This is a genomic window from Actinokineospora cianjurensis (assembly GCF_003663795.1).
GTDB classification, from domain to species: Bacteria; Actinomycetota; Actinomycetes; order Mycobacteriales; family Pseudonocardiaceae; genus Actinokineospora; species Actinokineospora terrae.
In genome coordinates, this window is the sequence record NZ_RCDD01000007.1 from 1 (window position 1) to 17,369 (window position 17,369).

The following is a 17,369-nucleotide window of genomic DNA, read 5'->3' on the forward strand; positions in this document are numbered from 1 at the left end:
GGTCCCATTCCGAACCCGGAAGCTAAGCCCACCTGCGCCGATGGTACTGCACTCGTGAGGGTGTGGGAGAGTAGGACGCCGCCGGACAATCATTCGAGAAGCCCCCCACCATATCTGGTGGGGGGCTTTCTCGTATTCAACCAAGTCTTTCTCCCTTGTGGCCCCGAACAACGTTGGCCAACCACGCGCCCCTCTACGACGTTGGCCGAACCGCGCTCCTCGGATTCGCTGGTGCCAGGCCGGCTCGATGGGGTGGACTTGTTTTGTGTGGGGTGGCGGCGTCTGTAAGCTCGCTGCGCGGGGGAGGGCCGTCTCTTCAGGCCCCGCCTTTGTGCTCTTCCCAGGAGGTCGTAGGGGCCCCGCGCAAAACAAGTTCGCCCCATCGAGCTCGTCGCTTTCTCGCGCCCCCACGCAATGCCGAAGGCGAGCCGTCCACCGTCGACGCCGCAGGCGAGACCGAGAGCCAGACACCCCTCAGCTCAAGATCAAACCCGCCACAGCAGCCCCCGTATCCAGCCTAGTGGGCCACCAAGCACGAACCCCAGACTGAACCTGCCCCCTGTGGACCGCCGGCCCCCATGTGGACAACCCCAGCACAAAGAAAATCGCGCCCCCGCCAATGCCGAGGACGCGACCACGCAGACACTCCCACCCCTCACCCGATCGGCAACTCCGCCCGCACATCATCCCCGTGGTGGGTCAACGTAGCCCCACAGGTCCGCAACGCCCCCAACGCCGCCGAGTTCCCCGATGTCGTGTCAGCCACGATCGTCCGAACCCCCGCGGCGGCAGCCTCAGCCACCAGAGCGCGTAAAGCGGCAGTCCCGATCCCCTTACCGCGGGCCGAACGACCCAGCCACATGCCCGTCTCGGCCTCGTCCTGCGACACCCGGGCCATCCGGATCATGCCCGTCAGGCTGCCCTCGGACTCGACCGCGTACATCACGGTGCCGTTGGCGCCGTGGAAGTGGGAGCGGTGGAACTCGCGGAAGGCGTTCTCGGTCGCCGGGGTCCAGGTGTCGGCGCCGTCCTGGGTGGGCATGACGTCGGTGGGGCGGGCCTCGTGGACGGCCACGCTGAGCAGGCGCTCGGTGGTGGCCTCGTCGAGGGGGACCAGGCGCACGACCGGGTTGGTGGGCTTGTCGGCCCGGACCACGTCGTGCATGCGGTCGAGGAAGCGGCGGGCGACCGCCAGTTCCGCGCCGTCGAACTCGCGCATCGCGTCGACCATGTCGGTGATGATGCCACCGTAGAACGACCAACCCAACCGGATTGCCTCGTCCTGCACGGTCAGCAGAACCCGTCTGCGGTCGCGGTTGTCCCTGGTCCGCCGGACGTACCCGGCCCGGACCAGTCGGTCGACCAGGGCGGTGACCGAGGCCGAGTTCAGCGCCAGCTTGCCGCTGAGCCAGCCCGGTGTCGCCGCGAGCTCCTCGCGCCGCGCGTCCAGCAGGTGGATGAGCGCGCGCAGGTCGGTGGGGTGCAACCCGTTGGCCGCGGCGAACTCCGCCGCCATCAGGTCGAGCCTGCCGGTGATCCGGCGCAGCAGGTGCACCAGTTCCAGTCCCGCGTCCCCGTCGTCCACGTCCACGTGGCACCTCCGCGTGAGCGCTGCCGTCGTGGGCAGCGCGCCGAGTGGAAAGGAAAAGCAGCCGTGCCCGGCGGGGGAACGGGCTGAGCGGCTGCCTGGGGTTGACCCAGGCAGCCGCCCACATCCGGCCCGTCCCAGCCGGAGATCTAGCCGCGCAGCGCGGTGATCAGCTCACCGTTGGAGGTGTCACCGGAGAGCTCCCAGAAGAAGGAGCCGCCGAGACCCTGCGCCTTGCCCCAGTTGCGCTTGCCCGCGACAGTGGCGGGGGTGTCGTAACCCCACCAGTTGCCACCGCAGAACGCGTAGGCCGTGCCACCGATGGTGCCGGTGGCGGGGCACTTGGTCTTGAGGACCTTGTAGTCCTCGAAACCGGCCTCGTAGGTGCCCGGAGCGGCGGCGGTCGCGGTGCCACCCGGGGTGGCCTGCGTGACGCCGGTCCAGCCGCGGCCGTAGAAGCCCACGCCCAGCAGGATCTTGCTCGCCGGGATGCCCTTGGACTTGAACTTGTTGATCGCGCCCTCGGTGGTCCACTTGTCCTTCGGGATACCGGGGTACGCGGTCAGCGGCGAGTGCGGGTTGGTCGGGCCCTTGGCGTCCCACGCACCGAAGAAGTCGTAGGTCATCGGCATGACCCAGTCCAGGTACTGGACCGCGCCCGCGTAGTCCGCGACGTCGAGCTTGCCGCCGTCAGCACCATCGGCCGAGGTGGCCGCGGTGATGAGGTTGTTGGCGCCGAACTTGGTGCGCAGCGCCTGGGTGACCGCCTTGAAGGAGTCCGGACCGCTGGTGTCGCAGGTCAGACCACAGGCGTTCGGGTACTCCCAGTCGATGTCGATGCCGTCGAACACATCGGCCCAACGGGGGTCCTCGACCAGCTTGTAGCAGGAGTCCGCGAACGCGGCCGGGTTCTTCGACGCCTGGCCGAAGCCACCGGACCAGGTCCAGCCACCGAAGGACCAGAGGACCTTCAGGTTCGGGTACTTCTTCTTCAGCTTGCGCAGCTGGTTGAAGTTGCCCCGCAGCGGCTGGTCCCAGTTGTCGGCGACACCGTCGACGCTGTCGGCCGCGGTGTACGCCTTGTCGTAGTCGGCGTAGGCGTCACCGATGGTGCACTGGCCGTTCTGGACGTTGCCGAACGCGTAGTTGATGTGCGTCAGCTTCGCCGCGGAACCACTGGTGTCGACGTTCTTCACGTGGAAGTTGCGCCCGTAGACGCCCCACTGGATGAAGTAGCCCACGAGCTTGTCACCGGGGGGCGGGTTGCCCGTGGTGGTGGTCGTCGTGGTCGACGACGAAGTCGTGGTGGTCGTCGAGGACGAGGTCGTCGTCGTCGTGGAGGACGTCGGACGAGTGGTCGTCGTGGTGGTCGTGGTCGTGGAGGAGGAGGTCGGGTTGGTCCCGCCGCCACACGCCTGGCCGTTGAGGGTGCAGTTGCTCGGCGAACCGCTGCCGGAGCCGTTGAACCCGAACGAAGCCGTACCACCGGCCGGGACGTTGCCGTTCCAGGACAGGTTCGTGAACTTGTAGTGGTTACCCGTCTTGGTCAGTGCCGCGTCCCACGCCGACGGGATGGAAGTGCCTGCGGGCAGGTCGAACTCGACCGCCCAGCTGCTCAGCGCGGAGCTGCCACCGTTGCGCACGGTGACCTTGCCCGTCCAGCCGGAGCCCCAGTCCTGCGTCTTCTGGAACTCGGCGGTGGGCGAGGCGGCGCCACTGGCTGGCGCGGCCACGATTCCGAACGTGACGGCGGCCGCGGCGATGGCCGCCGCGGTCAGGTGCCATCTGATCCTGGACAATTGTTCACCTCGGGAGGGAGCAGGGATAACACTGTCTACCGTGGTCCAGACCAATTCTTCGGGACAAGGTCTAGACCAATAGTCTCACTCGAATGGAGTAGTGCCGCCAGTCGAATGGACCGTCTGGGTGCGCGTGTGACCACGCGCGGTCACCGGTCGGCGAGACCGGTGGGGTCGGTGTTCCTGGCCAGGCCGGACACCGAGGAACCGCTGATCACCTCCGCCGCGGCGCGCAGGCTCGACCGCGAGCCGCCGAAGGTGTCGATCCGGCCCAGCGTGCCCAGATCCGGGCCTGACGTGCCGGTTTCCACGTGCACGACCGCGGTCGCCGTCCGCACCAGGCCCGCGACGAGGTCCACCACCGCCGGGTGGCGGTGGGCGTCACGGGTGGTCACGACGACTTCCCGGCCGCGCGCCAGGTCGAACAGCTCGCCGGGCTGCGCCGCGGTGACCCGCAGCGCCCTCGCGCCGGGCAGCAGTTCGACCAGGTGTGGACCAAGACCCCACGGGACGTGTCCCGCGGCGATGGTGGGCTCCACCTCGACGTCGACCACCAGCGGCTCGGGGGAGAGCGCGGGCAGGTGGCTGGTCCGCAGCGCCTTGCGCGCCACGGCCATGCCCAGCGCGCCGTCGTCGCGCCGGGGGAGGCCATCGCGGGCGATGATCCCGCCGTGCGGGGCGACACCGAGCGACCTGGTGCGCTCGGCGGCCTCCGCCAGGCGCTCCTCGGTCAGCGTGCCCGCGTGCACCTCGGCCACGACGCGCTCCACGATGGCCGCCACCGCGTCGGCGTCGGCGATCTCACCGCCGATGCACAGCGCGTCCGCACCGGCCCTCAGCGACCGCACGGCGGCGTCCGCGAGGCCCGCCGCGTTGCCCAGGTGCCCGGCTACCGCGCCCATCTCCAGCGCGTCGGTGACCACGGCCCCGGTGAAGCCGAGTTGACCGCGCAGCACGTCCAGGATCGCCGTCGGGTTGACCGTGGCGGGGTCGGGACCCCACTGCGGCACCACCAGGTGCCCGGTCATCACCGACCGCACCCCGGCGGCGATGGCGGCCCGGAACGGCACGAGCTCCACCGCGTCGAGCTCGTCCGGCGTGCGGGGCAGCACCGGCAGCGTGAAGTGCGAGTCCGAAGTGGACGCCCCGTGCCCCGGGAAGTGCTTGGCGCAGGCGGCGACACCGGCGCTCTGCATGCCGCGCACGTAGGCGGCCACGTGCGCGGCCGCCGCGTAGGGGTCCGCGCCGAACGCGCGCACCCCGATGATCGGGTCGTCCAGGGTGAGCGTCAGGTCCGCGCACGGCGCGAGGTCCAGGGTGACCCCGCAGGCCGCGAGCCGGGCGCCGAGCGCGGTGCCGACCTCGGCGGTGAGGCCGAGGTCGCCAGCCGCGCCGAGCGCGAGCGGTCCCGGCAGCGTCGAGCCGGTGGCGGCGTCGAGCCTGGTGACGTCGCCCCCTTCCTCATCGATGCCGATGACCACGTCGTCGCGCTCACCGCGCAGTTGCGCGGTCAACGCGGCGACCTGCTCGTCGTCGACGATGTTGCGGCCGAACAGCACCACCCCGCCGAGCCCACCGGCGATCCGCTCGCGGACCCAGTCCGGCGCGCTCGTCCCGGCGAACCCGGGCAGCAGCACCGCCTCGGCCAACGCGTGCAGCCCCGACCGCGCCATCAGCCCTTCACCGCCCCTGCGGTGGAGCCGGAGACCAGCTTGCGCTGCACCAGCAGGAAGAAGATCAGCGCGGGGATGGCGTAGATCACCGAGGCGGCCATGACGCCGCCCCAGTCGGTGCCGAACGCGGTCTTGAACGACGACAACCACACCGGCAGCGTCTGCTTGTCCTTCTCACGCATGAACACCAGCGCGTAGAGGAACTCGTTCCACGCGGTGATGAAGCTGAACACCGAGGTGGCGACCAGGCCGGGGCCAAGCAGCGGCAGCGTGACGCGGGTGAACACGCCCCAGCGTCCACAGCCGTCGACCATCGCGGCCTCTTCCAGCTCGATCGGGATGCCCTTGACGAAGCCGCGCAGCGTCCACACCGTGAACGGCAGCGTGAAGGCCACGTAGACCAGCAGCAGGCCCCACAGCGAGTTGAGCAGGTCGGCGTCGCGCATGATCAGGTACATCGGGATGAGCAGCGCCTCCAGCGGCGCCAACTGCGCGATCAGGACCAGCAGGATGAAGCCCTTGCGGCCGCGGAAGCGCAGCCGCGCCAGCGGCACCGCGGCCAGCAGCCCCGCCGCCAGGGCGCAGGCGACCGCGCCGAGGGTGACGACGAGGCTGTTGGTGATGAAGGTCGCGAAGTCCGGCTTGGTGATCGCGTTGACGAAGTTCTTCAGCGTCGCCGTCGTCGGGATCAGGTCGTAGGCGGGCGAGAGGATCTGCGCCGGGGTCTTGAGCGCGGTGGTGAACATCCAGTAGGTCGGGAACAGGAAGAACCCGGCCAGCACCAGGCCGAACACCGCGAGTGCCACGCGCTGGGCGGGCGACTTGTGCAGCATGGCTCTACAGCTCCGTTTCCGGTGAGCGGATCAACAGCCGCATGTACCGCCAGGTCACCGCCAGCAGCACGACCAGCATCAGCACCGCGACCGCGGCCGCGACACCGAAGTGGCTGCCCGCGATGCCCCTGAGGTAGAGCAGCACCGGCAGGGTCGTGCTCTGCCCGTCCGGGCCGCCCTGGCGGATGGCCCAGACCTGGGTGAAGACCTTGAAGTCCCACAGCACCGACAGGAAGGTGACCAGGGTCAGCAGCGGGCGCACCGAGGGCCAGCTCACCGCGCGGAAGGCCGCCCACCCGGACGCGCCGTCGATCGCGGCGGCCTCGTAGAGGTCCCTCGGCGTGTTGACCAGCCCGGCGTAGAGGGTGAAGGCGATGAACGGCACCGCCTGCCACACCACCAGCAGACCGATCACGGCCAGCGTCGAGGTGCCGCTGGTGAACCAGGAGTAGCCCTTGAACGAGTCGAACCCGATCAGCACCAGGGTCTTGTTCAGGATCCCGTACTGCTGGTCGAAGATCCACTGGAAGATCGTGGTGGTCGCGATGATCGGCGTGGCCCAGGCCAGCACCAGGCAGACCTGCAGCACGACGCGCACCCACCCGCTCAGGTGCCGCATCAGCACCGCGATGCCCAGGCCGAGCAGCAGGGTGGTGAGCACGACGACCGCGGTGAACATCAGCGTGCGCAGCCCGATGACCCAGAACTCCGGGTCGGTCAGGATCGCGGTGTAGTTGTCGAAGCCGACCCACTTGAGCTCGCCGCGGACCAGTTCACCGAGGTCGAGCTTGCGGAAGCTGATCGCCAGCACCTGCAGCGCGGGCCAGGCCAGCAGCGCCAGCATCAGCAGCACCGCGGGGGCGAGCATCAGGTAGGGGAGGGCTGTCTCGGACAGGGGGCGTCGGGCCCGGCGCCGCGCGCCGGGCCGCGCGGCCGGCGGGGGGGTCCCCGCAGGCCGCGCGGTGTCCACGGTTGAGGTCATCGTGTCCCGCTAGCTGGAGAACGCCTTGTTCAGCGCGTCGTTGGCGTCCTTGGTGGCCTGGTCGATCGACTTGGCACCGGTCAGGTAGGCGGTGAGCAGGTCCTTGATCGGGTTCTGCCCGGCCTCGATGGTCGCCCAGCCCGGGGTGGCCGGGACGGCCTTGCCGTTGGCCGACGCCTTGGCCATCGCGGCGTTGATCGGGTCGGCCTCGAGGGCGCTGACGTCCTTGGAGGTGCCCGGGATCATGCCCGCCTTGGCGAAACCGGCCTGGTACTTGTCGCTGGAGATCAGCTTCAGGTACTCCTTGGCCAGGTCCTTGTCCTTGCTGTTGGCCGGGACGGCCAGGTTCGAGCCGCCCTGGAACACCGGCGCGGTCTTGCCCGCGGTCTTGGACGGGATCGGGAACGCCCCGGTCTTGTCCTTGATGGTCGGGTCGGACTTGGCCGCGGTGGCCAGCTCCCACGGCAGGGCGACGAACATGGCGACCTTGCCGCCGCCGTAGATGCCCGCCTGCTCGGGGGTCTGCTCGTCGGCGTCCTTGGGCGCCTTGGTGCCCGACTCCTCGACCAGCTTCTTGTAGAACTCCAGGCCCGCCTTGGCCTCGGAGCTGTCGAGCGCGGCGGTGAACTTGGTGCCGTCCTTCTTGGCGATGTCGCCGCCCTCGTCCCAGATGAACGACAGCAGGGTGTACCAGTTCTGGCCGGGCAGGTAGAGCGCCTGGAACTCCGGGTCGCTGCCGAACTTGGTCTTCAGCTTGCCGATGGCGGCCAGCCACTCCTCGCGGGAGGTGGGCGGCGCGGTGATGCCTGCCTGCTCGAACAGGTCCTTGCGGTACAGGATCTCGCGGTTGGCGGCGTAGAACGGGATGGCGTACTGCTTGCCGTCCCACGAGCCGGAGTCCTTGAGGCTGCTCAGCCAGTTGGCGCCGTTGAAGTCACCGGTGCTGGCGGTCAGGTCCTCGAGCACGTTCTCGCTGGCGAACTTGGGCGCCTGGGTGTTGCCGATCTCGATGACGTCAGGCGCGTCGTTGCTGGCCAGCGCGGTGGTCAGCTTGTCCTGGATGCCGTTCCACTGCTGGATCTCGTACTTGACGGTGACGTCCTTGTGCGACGCCTGGAACTCCTTGTGCAGCTCGTCGGTCAGCGTGGTGGGAGCCGACCCGTTCATCAGCCACACGGTCAGCGTGCGCGGACCCGAGGGCGCGCTCGTCTGCCCGGCGCTGTCGTTCCCGGAACCGGACCCGGCGCACCCCGCGACCGCGAGTGCGACCGCGAACCCCCCGACCAAAGCCTTCGACCAACTTCTCACGGTGATGCATTCCTTCCGGACGCTGCTCCTCCCGGCACGAGAGGAGCGAAGGACTTGAGTGGTTTAGACCATTGCGATTAGAGTGGTCCGAGCTTCTCCGGCTTGTCAAGATAAATGCTTAAACGTGACATCAGATGTCCGTCTCGACACGGGTCGCCGACGCATGGGCGAGCAAGGAACAACATGGGTGAGAACCTGCCTGGCGATGCCGTGGAAAACGGGAAGAAATCGCCTCGAACGCCGAAGCACTGGGAGCTCAAGGAGCGCCTGGCCGAGCTGCTGCGCGCGGTGTCGCCCGGCGGCTCGCTGCCCGGTGAACGCGCCCTGGCCAGCGAGTTCGGCGTCTCCCGCACGACCGTGCGCAAGGCGCTGGCCGAGCTGACCGCCGAGGGGCGGCTGACCAGGGTGCACGGCAGCGGGACCTTCGCGGGGGAGGGCAAGCTGACGCAGCGGTTGCAGCTGTCCTCCTACACCGAGGACATGCGCTCGCACGGGCGCAGACCGACATCGTCGCTGCTCGACGCGCGGATCGGGGCCGCCGACCCGGAACTGGCCGCCCTGCTGGGCATCCGCTCCGGCGACGACGTGCTGCGGCTGCGCAGGCTGCGGCGGGCCGACGGCGAGCCGATGGCCATCGAGACCTCGCGGCTGCCGCTGCCGCGCTTCCCCGGCCTGGACCGCTACGTCGGCGACGGCTCGCTCTACGGCGTGCTCTACCAGCACTACGGGGTCGAGTTGGGCCACGCGGAGGAGACCATCGAGACCGCGCTGGCCACCCCGGCCGAGGCCGCGCTGCTCGGGAATGAGGCCGGTGCGCTCATGTTGCTGCTGTCCCGGCATTCGTTCGACACCGACGGCCGACCGGTGGAATGGGTTCGGTCGGTATACCGCGGTGACCGTTACAAGTTCGTTGCGACGCTGGTGTCGCCGCAATCGTCGGATGATTCCATTGCGGCCAGGGTCGAGCGCTGAACAACGATTCCGGTCCGGCGGGTTCGCCGGGCCGGAATGCATTTCCCGACCACCGGATCCGACCGCTCGCGGCCGGTGCCCGGTGATGTCGGGCCGGTGCTGTTCGACGCTGCCGGTGCGCTCTCCTCGCTGTCGGTGACGCTGTCGGTGCCTGCTCTGCTCCGGGGTCTCGCGGGTGGTGCCTGCGGTGCTGTTCGGAGAACGGGTGCCGGGTGCCGGTGGGGTCGGCGCGGCGGCGGTCACCGGTCCGCGCGGGGACGGCCGGGCACGCCCGGTCTGCGCTGCCAGGGCAGGGGACCGGCGGGCGGCCGGTACTCCACGCCGAGTGCGTCGAGCCGCGGCAGGTGGTGGGTGGCCACCCGGTCGACGAACTCATCGAGGTCCACGGGTCCACGTGGACTCCAGACCACCTCCGCGAACGCCGCGAGGCGGGGGAAGGCAGCGTAATCGACGCGCCTGCCGTTGTCGAAGTACTCCGACCACAGCTGAGCCTGGGCGCCGAGCACGCGGTGGTGCGCGGACTCCGGCAGCTCGGCCGGGACCGGCTCGTAGGCGCGGACGTCGGCCAGGGTGCGCACGAAGCCCACCGGGATCGGCTCGTCGGGGTCGTCGGACTGCCGGTGGTCGAGGTAGACCCGCTGCTCCGGGCACATGACCACATCGTGCCCCGAGACCGCCGCGCGCACACCCGCTGCCTCGCCGCGCCAGGACGCCACGATCGCGCCTTCCGGCAGGTCACCGGCGTCGAGGATCTCGTCCCAGCCCAGCACGCGTCGCCCGTTCGCGGCGAGGTGGCCCGCCAGTGCCCGGATGAACCAGGCGTGCAGGTCGTCGGGGGAGTCCAGGCCGAGCTCGGCGACCCTGGCCCCGACGGCGGTGCTCGCGTGCCACTGCGTGGTCGGGACCTCGTCGCCGCCCAGGCAGATCACCGGCGAGTCGAAGACGGCCATGACGTGGTCGAGGACGGCGCGGAAGAAGTCCACGGTGGACTCGGCCGGGTTCAGCACGTGCTCGCTGACGCCCCAGCCGTGCCACACCTCGACCTGCTCGCCGGTGACGCCCAGTTCCGGGTAGGCGGCGATCACGGCCTGGCTGTGCCCGGGGACGTCGACCTCGGGCACCACGGTGATGTGCCGCGCCGCGGCGTAGGCGACGATCTCGCGCAGGTCGGCGGTCGTGTAGAAGCCGCCGTGCGGGCGGTTGTCGTGCGTGGGGTCGCCGTCGGGCTGCCTGCCGACCCAGGTGCCCGCCCGCCACGCGGCGACCTCGGTGAGCCGCGGGTAGCCGGGCACCTCGATCCGCCAGCCCTGGTCGTCGGTCAGGTGCAGGTGCAGCACGTTGAGCTTGTGCGCGGCCATCAGGTCCAGGAAGCGCAGCACCCCGGCCTTGGGCATGAAGTGCCGCGCCACGTCCAGCAGCACGCCGCGCCAGCCGAACCTCGGGTGGTCGGCGATCTCACCGAGGGGCAGTTCCCAGGCTCCGTCATGGATGTCCGCGGCCCGGAACGCGTCCGGCCCGAGCAGTTGGCGCAGCGTCTGCGTGGCGTGGAACGCGCCTGCCGCGTCGTGCGCGACCGCGTCTACGCTTGTTGACGTTATGGAAAGTCGGTATCCCCCGGGAAGTGGCACGGCGACCGGGTCGAGCGCCACTGTGGAGGGGTCGAGCAGCGCCGCCGGGTTGTCGACCACGAGCGCGCCGGGATCCCGCCGGGCCGAAACCGGCTGGGGGAGCAGGGTCTCGAAGCCGGTCATCGGAGCAGCGTCCCTTCCACCTACGATGTTGCGCTGTGTGCAACATTCGTTTCACTGGCAGCAATGCAGTGGATGGTAGGGCCGCCGTCGCGGCGGCACAAGCACCGCGCGGTCAGGCGAAAGCGACCCAACAGGCACCACGCACCGTGACCTCGCCCGCGACCGGGCCGAGTCGCCCGGTCGCCGGATCACGCGGCAGCCAGGTGACAGAGCCGGGGCGTTGGTTGGCCACGTAGAGCCAGGTCCCGCCCGGTCCGAGCGCGCAGTGCCTCGGCCAGGCACCGCCCGCCGGGGAGGTCTGGACCAATTGTGGCGCACCGGGGCCGATCCGCAAAACCCCGACCGCGTCCTCACCGCGCGTGCTCACGTAGAGGAACCGCCCGTCACCGCTGGCGGTGATCTCCGCCGGGTAGGTCGGGTCCGGCGCGCCCGGCCCGGTGACGGTCACCGACCCGCCCCGGGTCAGCGTCCCCGCCACCGGCTCCCAGTCGGCCGCGGTGACCGTCGGGGTGAGCTCGCCCAGCACGAACACCCGGGTGCCGTCGGGGTGGAACACCAGGTGCCGCGGCCCGGTCCCGGCTGGCAGGTCCATCCGCGAGTGTTCGGCGAGCGCCCCGGTGGCCCGGTCGAAGCCCAGCACGAACACCGCGTCCAACCCGAGCGCGACCGCCAGCAGCCACCGGCCCGTCGGATCCGGCACCACCTGGTGCGCGTGCGGCGCCGCCCCGCTGCCGGGGACCTCCAGCAGCAGCGCGGCACCCAGCGGCCCGAGGGACCCGTCGGCGTCGATCGGGTGGCTGGCGACCACGCCGTCGCTGTAGTGCGCGGTCACCAGGTGGTGGCCGAAGACGTCCAGGTGCGTCGGGCCCGCGCCGCCGGAGGGCTGCGCGGTGAGCACGGCCGGGCGCTGGGGGTCGGAGATGTCGACCGCGGTCACCACGCCGTCGGGCAACTCCGACACCGCGTACAGGGTGGAGCGGTCGGCGGAGAAGGCCAGCGCGGACGGCTCGCGCACCTCGGGCAGCGCGCCGGTCACGGTCAACGCGCCGCCCTCCTCGGTCGCCACGACGAGCCCGTCGCCGTCGAGGGTTCCGATGTAGACGGTCCGGGTCTCGGGGCTGGTCATCTCAGGCACCTGTCCGTCGGATCGAGTGGCCGGGCAGCGCGCCGGTCGGCTCGCCGTCGGTGAGCACCGGCACGCCGTTGACCAGCACGTGCTCGATGCCGGTCGCCCGCTGCCTCGGCTCGGTGTAGGTCGCGGTGTCGCCGACCGTCGCCGGGTCGAACAGCACCAAGTCGGCGGCGTGGCCGACGCGGACCAGGCCGCGGTCGGTCAGCCGGAGCCTGCGCGCGGCCCGGCCGGTCAGGTGCGCCACGCACTCCTCCAGCCCGAGCACGCCCTCCTCGCGCACGTAGTGGCCAAGGTAGCGGGGGAAGGTGCCCCAGGCCCTGGGGTGCGGCCGGTCGCCGACCAGCAGCCCGTCGCTGCCGCCGGTGTGCCCGGGGTGGGCCATGATCGCCCGCACGTTGGCCTCGTGGCCGACGTGCATCAGGCACGAGGTGCCCAGCCGCTCGGCCAGCAGCGTGTCGGCGAACAGCTCGAACGGCGCGACCCCGGCCGCGGCGGCCGACTCGGCGACCGAGCGGCCGACCAGGTGCCGGTTGGCGTCGAGCCGGACCCCGTTGACCTCGATGGTGCTCCAGTCCACCGGAACGCCGTGGCAGCCGTCGGACCCGGTCACCTCGATGTCGACCCTGACCCGCTCCCGGGTATCCACATCGGACAGTCGGGCCAGTGTGGCCTCCGCCCCGCCCTCGGCTGCCCAGCTCGGCAGCAACGCCGACAGGTAGGTCGCGCCTGCCAGGTACGGGTAGCTGTCGAGGGTGATGTCGGCGCCGCGCGCGGCCGCGGCGTCCAGCAGCGCCAGCAGGTCACCGGCCCTGCCCTCGTTCTCGGGGAAGTTCATCGTCGCGTGCGCCAGGTGCAGCGGGCAGCCGGTGCGCAGGCTCAGCTCGACCATCTCCTCGTACGCCGCGAGCGCGCCCGCGCCGTAGCTGCGGTGGTGCGGGCTGAAGTAGCCGTCGTGCGCGGCCACCACCTCGCACAACGCCTCCAGCTCGGCCAGGTCCGCGTACATGCCGGGCGCGTAGGTCAACCCGGCCGACAGCCCGACCGCGCCCTCGCGCAGCCCGGCCGCGGTCACCTCCCGCATCCGCGCCAGCTCCGCCGGGGTCGCCCGCCGGTCGTCCCAGCCCATCACCAGGATCCGGACCGTGCCGTGCGGGACCAGGTAGGCGGCGTTGACCGCGATCCCCTTGTCCAGCCTGCCCAGGTAGCAGCCGACGTCGCGCCAGTTCCAGTCGAACCCGGGCGGGTCGCCGTTCCACCCGGCCAACTGCGCGCGCAGCAGGTCGATGCTGTCGTCGTCGACCGGGGCGTAGGACAACCCGTCCTGCCCGAGCACCTCCAGGGTCACCCCCTGCGACACCTTGGCCACGTGGTCGGGCTCGGCCAGCAGCCGCAGGTCCGAGTGCGAGTGCATGTCGATGAACCCCGGCGCCAGCACCAGCCCGTCCGCCTCGACCACCCGCCCGGGGCGCGCCAACCCGCCTGCCGGCTCGATGGCGGCCACCCGGCCCGCGGCGACGTGCACGTCGGCCCGGTAGCCCGGCGAGCCGGTGCCGTCTACGACTGTTGCCCCTCGGAAGAGGATCCCCGGTGCGGTCATGTCAGAAGAAGGTACGGACAAGGTCCACGACCGTCTCCCCGTCGGCTCCCGTGACCGGTACCAGTTGCCACTTGTCGAACACCGTGCACGGGTGCGAGAGCCCGAGCCCGACCCAGTCGCCGACCGCGATCCTGGTGTGCGAGCCGACCGCGAGGAACCCGTGCTGGTCGTTGAGCGCGGTCACCCTGGCGTCGTGCAGCCCGTGCGTCCCGGTCGGGGTCCGCAGCACCTGCGGCTCCGGCAGATCGATGTCGTAGGGCACGTCCCGCTTGCCGACCGCCAGCAGCGCCAACCCCGGCTCCGGCCGCGACACCACCTGCGCCCACGCCCGCAGCGCCGAGCGCAGCGGCGGCACCGACGACACCCTCGGGTGCGCGCCGAGCGGGGAGATGTCGCGGTAGAACCCGTCGTCGTGGGTGATGTAGGCACCGCTGCGCAGCACCGGCAGCACGGGTAACCCGGCGGGCCACGGCGCGGTGAGCGCGTCGGCGACCCGGTCGAAGAACGCGCTGCCGCCCGCGGTGACCAGCACGTGCTCGGTCTCGAACCTCCCGCGCAGCATCGCCACCGTCTCGCGCAGCCTGCCCAGGAACGCGTCCACCGCGGCCAGGCTCGACTCGGTGGCGTCCGGACCCGCAGGCCCCTCGTAGCCGCCGACCCCCGCCAGCCGCAGCACCGGGCTGGCCACGATCGCCTCCGCCACCGCCCGCGCCGTGGACTGGTCGCGGACCCCGGTCCGCCCACCCGCGATGCCGACCTCGACCAGCACCCGCACCGGCCGCGCCACCGGGCCCGCCGCGGTCAGCGCCTCGGTCATCAGCTCGACGCCGCGCACCGAGTCCACCCAGCAGGTGAACTCGAACTCCTCGTCGGCGGCCAGCTCACCGGCCAGCCACGCCAGCCCGCCAGGGTCGAGCAGCTCGTTGGCGAACAGCACCCGGCTCACCCCGAACGCCCGGTACACCCGCAGCTGCCCGACCGTGGCCGCGGTGATGCCCCACGCGCCGTGGTCGAGCTGGCGGGCGAACAGCGACGGCGCCATCGTGGTCTTGCCGTGCGGCGCCAGCGCGAGCCCCCGCTCGGCGCACCACGCCGCCATCGTCGCCAGGTTGTGCTCCACCGCGTCGTTGTCCAGCGCGACCACGGGCCCGATGAACCCGTCCCGGAACAGCCCCGGCCGCCGCGCCACCGCCTGGCCGACGGTCAGCCCGAACAGCGCGTGCGGGACCGACTTGAACCGCCAGTCCAGCGGCTCGTCGGCCAACCCGGCCACCGCGGTCCGATCGATGCGCCCGGCACCAGCCACCGTGCCCCCTCACAGTCGTGGGGGCGCTGGGCGCTCCCGTTCGTGGTCGGCCGGTGGGCCGACCACCCCCACCCAACCGCGCCGGTGGTGGCGGCGTCACCCGCCGACCAGGCACTCTGGCGGTTCCCACCCCACGCGGACACCGCTAGTACGGTGGATTGCGTTCCGTGCAACGGCTAGTGCGCCATGTGATACGCAGTGTGTAGCATCTCGCGGGTACCGGTACAACGGCGCCGGTCGCGTGGCTGCTGGAGGCTCGGTGCACAACGCAGGGGTGGAGGTCGTGTGCCTCGGTGAGTCCATGGCCGTGTTCGTCCCAGCCGAGCCGGGGCCCGCCGACCTGGTCGAGACCTGGACCAGGACCGTGGGCGGCGCCGAGTCGAACGTGGCGCGGACGCTGGCCGGGCTCGGGGTCCGCTCGGCGTGGGTGAGCGCGGTCGGCGACGACCCGTTCGGCCGCGCCGTGGTCGCCGCTGTCGCCGCCGCGGGGGTCGACGTGACCGGGGTGTTGGTGGACCCGACGCGACCCACCGGCCTCTACATCAAGGAGAGCGACGCCGCGGGCAGCCCGGTCCGGTACTACCGGCGCGGGTCGGCCGCGTCGGCGATGGGTCCGGACACACTGGACCGGGTCGACCTCGCGGGCGCCCGGCTGGTGCACACCAGCGGGATCACCGCCGCGCTCTCACCGGACTGCCTCGCCCTGCTGCGCGCGGTGCTGGACCTGCCGAGGACCGCGCACCAGGTGTCGTTCGACCTCAACTGGCGGCCCGCGCTCTGGGCCGGGACCGACCACGGCGTCCTGCGGGAACTGGCCGACCGCGCCGACATCGTGCTCGTCGGCTCGGACGAGGCCGAGGTGGTGTGGGGGACCGCGACCCCGGCCGAGATCCGCGCACTGCTGCCCACGCCGCACACGCTGGTCGTCAAGCAGGGCGCGGTCGGGGCGACCCTGCTGCGCCACGGTCAGCCCGAGGTGTTCGAGCCCGCGCTGCGCGTCGAGGTCGTCGAACCGGTCGGCGCGGGGGATGCCTTCGCCGCCGGATTCCTCGCCGCCACCCTGCGCGCCGAACCGCCGGCCCGTGCCCTGCGCGCGGGCCACATCCGGGCCGCGACCGCGCTGCGCACCCACCACGACGTCGCCGACCCGCTCCCGGCGCCCGCGGTCGACGACCTGCTCGACGCCGACCCGGCCACCTGGGCCGCCACCAGTTGGACCAGCGCGGGCATCGGGGTGCGCGCCCGATGAGCCAGAGCCTCGACCGCGCCCTCGTCCTGCTCGACGCCCTCGCCGACGGCCCGCGGACCCTCGACCAGCTCGCCGAGCAGGCGGGCGTGCACAAGACGACCGTGCTGCGGCTGCTGCGCACCCTGGAGTCCCGCCGGTTCGTCCAACGCGACGACGCCCGCCACTACCGGCTGGGCACCGCGCTGTTCGACCTCGCCAACCGCTCCCTCGACAGCAGGGACGTGCGCCGCGCCGCCGAACCCGCGCTGCGCGAGCTCAACGAGCTGACCGGGCACACCGTGCACCTGGCCAGCTACGAGGGCGGCGAGGTCGTCTACATCGACAAGTTCGAGAGCCGCCACCAGGTCCGGATGTACTCGCGGGTGGGCAAGCGCGCCGCGCTGCACTGCACCGCGGTCGCCAAGGTCCTCGTCGCCGCGATGGCGCCGGACCGCCGCGAACGGCTCGCCGCCACCATCGACTACGTGCCGATGACCGCCAACACGATCACCACCGCCGAGGGCTACCTCGCCGAACTCGCCGTGGTCGCCGAGCGGGGCTACGCACTCGACGACTCCGAGCACGAGGACTTCATCCACTGCGTCGCCGCGCCGGTGCGCGGGCAGCGCGGCGAGGTGATCGCCGCGGTGTCGGTGTCGGTGCCCAAGGTCCTGCTCGACCACGACGGCCTGCTGGCCCTGGTACCCGACCTGCTGCGCACGGCCGCGACGGCGTCCGCCGCCTGCGGGCACACCGCCGCGCTGACCTGACCTGTCCACCCGAGTTCGACCTGAGAGGAATCACCATGCCCAGGACCGCGCTGACCCCGTTCTCCGCGCCGTCGGACGTGCCGATCTCGCCCGGTGTGCGCAAGGGCGGCATCGTCCAGGTGGCGGGCCAGGTCGCCTTCCACCCCGAGACCGGCGCCGTGGTCGGCTCGACCGTCGCCGAGCAGACCGAGCAGACCATGCGCAACGTCCTCGCCGTCCTCGCCGAGGCGGGCGCCACCGAGGCCGACGTGGTCATGTTCCGCGTCTACCTCACCGACACCGCGCACTTCGCCGAGATGAACGACACCTACGCCAGGTTCATCTCCGACCCGCGCCCGGCGCGGACCACGGTCTACGTCGGACTGCCCGAGGGGCTGCTGGTGGAGATCGACGCGCTGGCCGTGCTTGACTGAAATCGGGCACGGGGGGC

The 17,369-nt window shown here is 71.4% G+C and carries 14 protein-coding genes and 1 rRNA gene; 5 read left to right on the forward strand and 10 right to left on the reverse strand.

Annotated features, from left to right (window positions below; translation table 11 throughout):
* Positions 1-87 (forward strand): 5S ribosomal RNA (rrf, locus tag CLV68_RS28615); the annotation flags it as partial.
* 568 nt (positions 88-655) lie between these two features.
* Here rrf and CLV68_RS34835 read toward each other — a convergent pair.
* The 6 genes from CLV68_RS34835 to CLV68_RS28650 all read right to left on the reverse strand — a co-directional run bounded on the left by CLV68_RS34835 (position 656) and on the right by CLV68_RS28650 (position 8,183).
* Entirely contained in the window at positions 656-1,591 is a 936-nt protein-coding gene (locus CLV68_RS34835) for a GNAT family N-acetyltransferase (protein ID WP_211346800.1), read from the reverse strand.
* 146 nt (positions 1,592-1,737) lie between these two features.
* The gene (locus tag CLV68_RS28630; RefSeq protein WP_121394071.1) at positions 1,738-3,387 is read right to left on the reverse strand and encodes a glycosyl hydrolase family 18 protein; all 1,650 of its coding nucleotides are present in this window, start codon (positions 3,385-3,387) and stop codon (positions 1,738-1,740) included.
* 149 nt (positions 3,388-3,536) lie between these two features.
* Complete coding sequence (locus CLV68_RS28635) at positions 3,537-5,060, reverse strand: glycoside hydrolase family 3 protein (protein WP_121394073.1); 1,524 nt, start codon at positions 5,058-5,060, stop codon at positions 3,537-3,539.
* Complete coding sequence (locus CLV68_RS28640) at positions 5,060-5,893, reverse strand: carbohydrate ABC transporter permease (RefSeq protein ID WP_092774310.1); 834 nt, start codon at positions 5,891-5,893, stop codon at positions 5,060-5,062. Before CLV68_RS28640 ends, CLV68_RS28635 begins: the two co-directional genes overlap by 1 nt.
* Positions 5,894-5,897: 4 nt before the next feature.
* Complete coding sequence (locus CLV68_RS28645) at positions 5,898-6,875, reverse strand: carbohydrate ABC transporter permease (protein ID WP_092774311.1); 978 nt, start codon at positions 6,873-6,875, stop codon at positions 5,898-5,900.
* A gap of 9 nt (positions 6,876-6,884) precedes the next feature.
* Positions 6,885-8,183, reverse strand: a complete 1,299-nt coding sequence (locus CLV68_RS28650) for a sugar ABC transporter substrate-binding protein (RefSeq protein ID WP_121394075.1) — start codon at positions 8,181-8,183, stop codon at positions 6,885-6,887.
* A 183-nt stretch (positions 8,184-8,366) separates the two neighbouring features.
* Between CLV68_RS28650 and CLV68_RS28655 the strand changes: the two genes are divergently transcribed.
* Positions 8,367-9,155 carry a GntR family transcriptional regulator gene (locus CLV68_RS28655; RefSeq protein ID WP_121394077.1) on the forward strand — a complete coding sequence of 263 codons (789 nt, stop codon included), beginning with the start codon at positions 8,367-8,369 and terminating at the stop codon, positions 9,153-9,155.
* A gap of 239 nt (positions 9,156-9,394) precedes the next feature.
* On the opposite strand, the gene CLV68_RS28660 is transcribed toward CLV68_RS28655, so the two are convergent.
* The 4 genes from CLV68_RS28660 to CLV68_RS28675 all read right to left on the reverse strand — a co-directional run bounded on the left by CLV68_RS28660 (position 9,395) and on the right by CLV68_RS28675 (position 14,941).
* Positions 9,395-10,906: a beta-N-acetylhexosaminidase gene (locus CLV68_RS28660; RefSeq protein WP_121394079.1), complete on the reverse strand. Its 1,512-nt coding sequence runs from the start codon at positions 10,904-10,906 to the stop codon at positions 9,395-9,397.
* Between the two features lie 112 nt (positions 10,907-11,018).
* The gene (locus CLV68_RS28665; RefSeq protein WP_121394081.1) at positions 11,019-12,032 is read right to left on the reverse strand and encodes a lactonase family protein; all 1,014 of its coding nucleotides are present in this window, start codon (positions 12,030-12,032) and stop codon (positions 11,019-11,021) included.
* A gap of 1 nt (position 12,033) precedes the next feature.
* Positions 12,034-13,635 (reverse strand): N-acyl-D-amino-acid deacylase family protein, encoded by a 1,602-nt coding sequence (locus CLV68_RS28670; protein ID WP_121394083.1) that lies wholly within the window; start codon positions 13,633-13,635, stop codon positions 12,034-12,036.
* 1 nt (position 13,636) lies between these two features.
* Complete coding sequence (locus CLV68_RS28675; RefSeq protein ID WP_121394084.1) at positions 13,637-14,941, reverse strand: amino acid deaminase; 1,305 nt, start codon at positions 14,939-14,941, stop codon at positions 13,637-13,639.
* Positions 14,942-15,200: 259 nt separating this feature from the next.
* On the opposite strand from CLV68_RS28675, the gene CLV68_RS28680 reads away from it, so the two are divergent.
* From CLV68_RS28680 to CLV68_RS28690, 3 genes are read left to right on the forward strand one after another with little or no spacing between them, the layout of a single operon-like run.
* Positions 15,201-16,190 (forward strand): sugar kinase, encoded by a 990-nt coding sequence (locus CLV68_RS28680; protein ID WP_281274709.1) that lies wholly within the window; start codon positions 15,201-15,203, stop codon positions 16,188-16,190.
* The gene (locus CLV68_RS28685) at positions 16,187-16,939 is read left to right on the forward strand and encodes an IclR family transcriptional regulator (protein WP_121394086.1); all 753 of its coding nucleotides are present in this window, start codon (positions 16,187-16,189) and stop codon (positions 16,937-16,939) included. Before CLV68_RS28680 ends, CLV68_RS28685 begins: the two co-directional genes overlap by 4 nt.
* Positions 16,940-16,974: 35 nt before the next feature.
* The gene (locus CLV68_RS28690; RefSeq protein ID WP_092774319.1) at positions 16,975-17,352 is read left to right on the forward strand and encodes a RidA family protein; all 378 of its coding nucleotides are present in this window, start codon (positions 16,975-16,977) and stop codon (positions 17,350-17,352) included.
* The last annotated feature ends 17 nt before the right edge of the window (positions 17,353-17,369 follow it).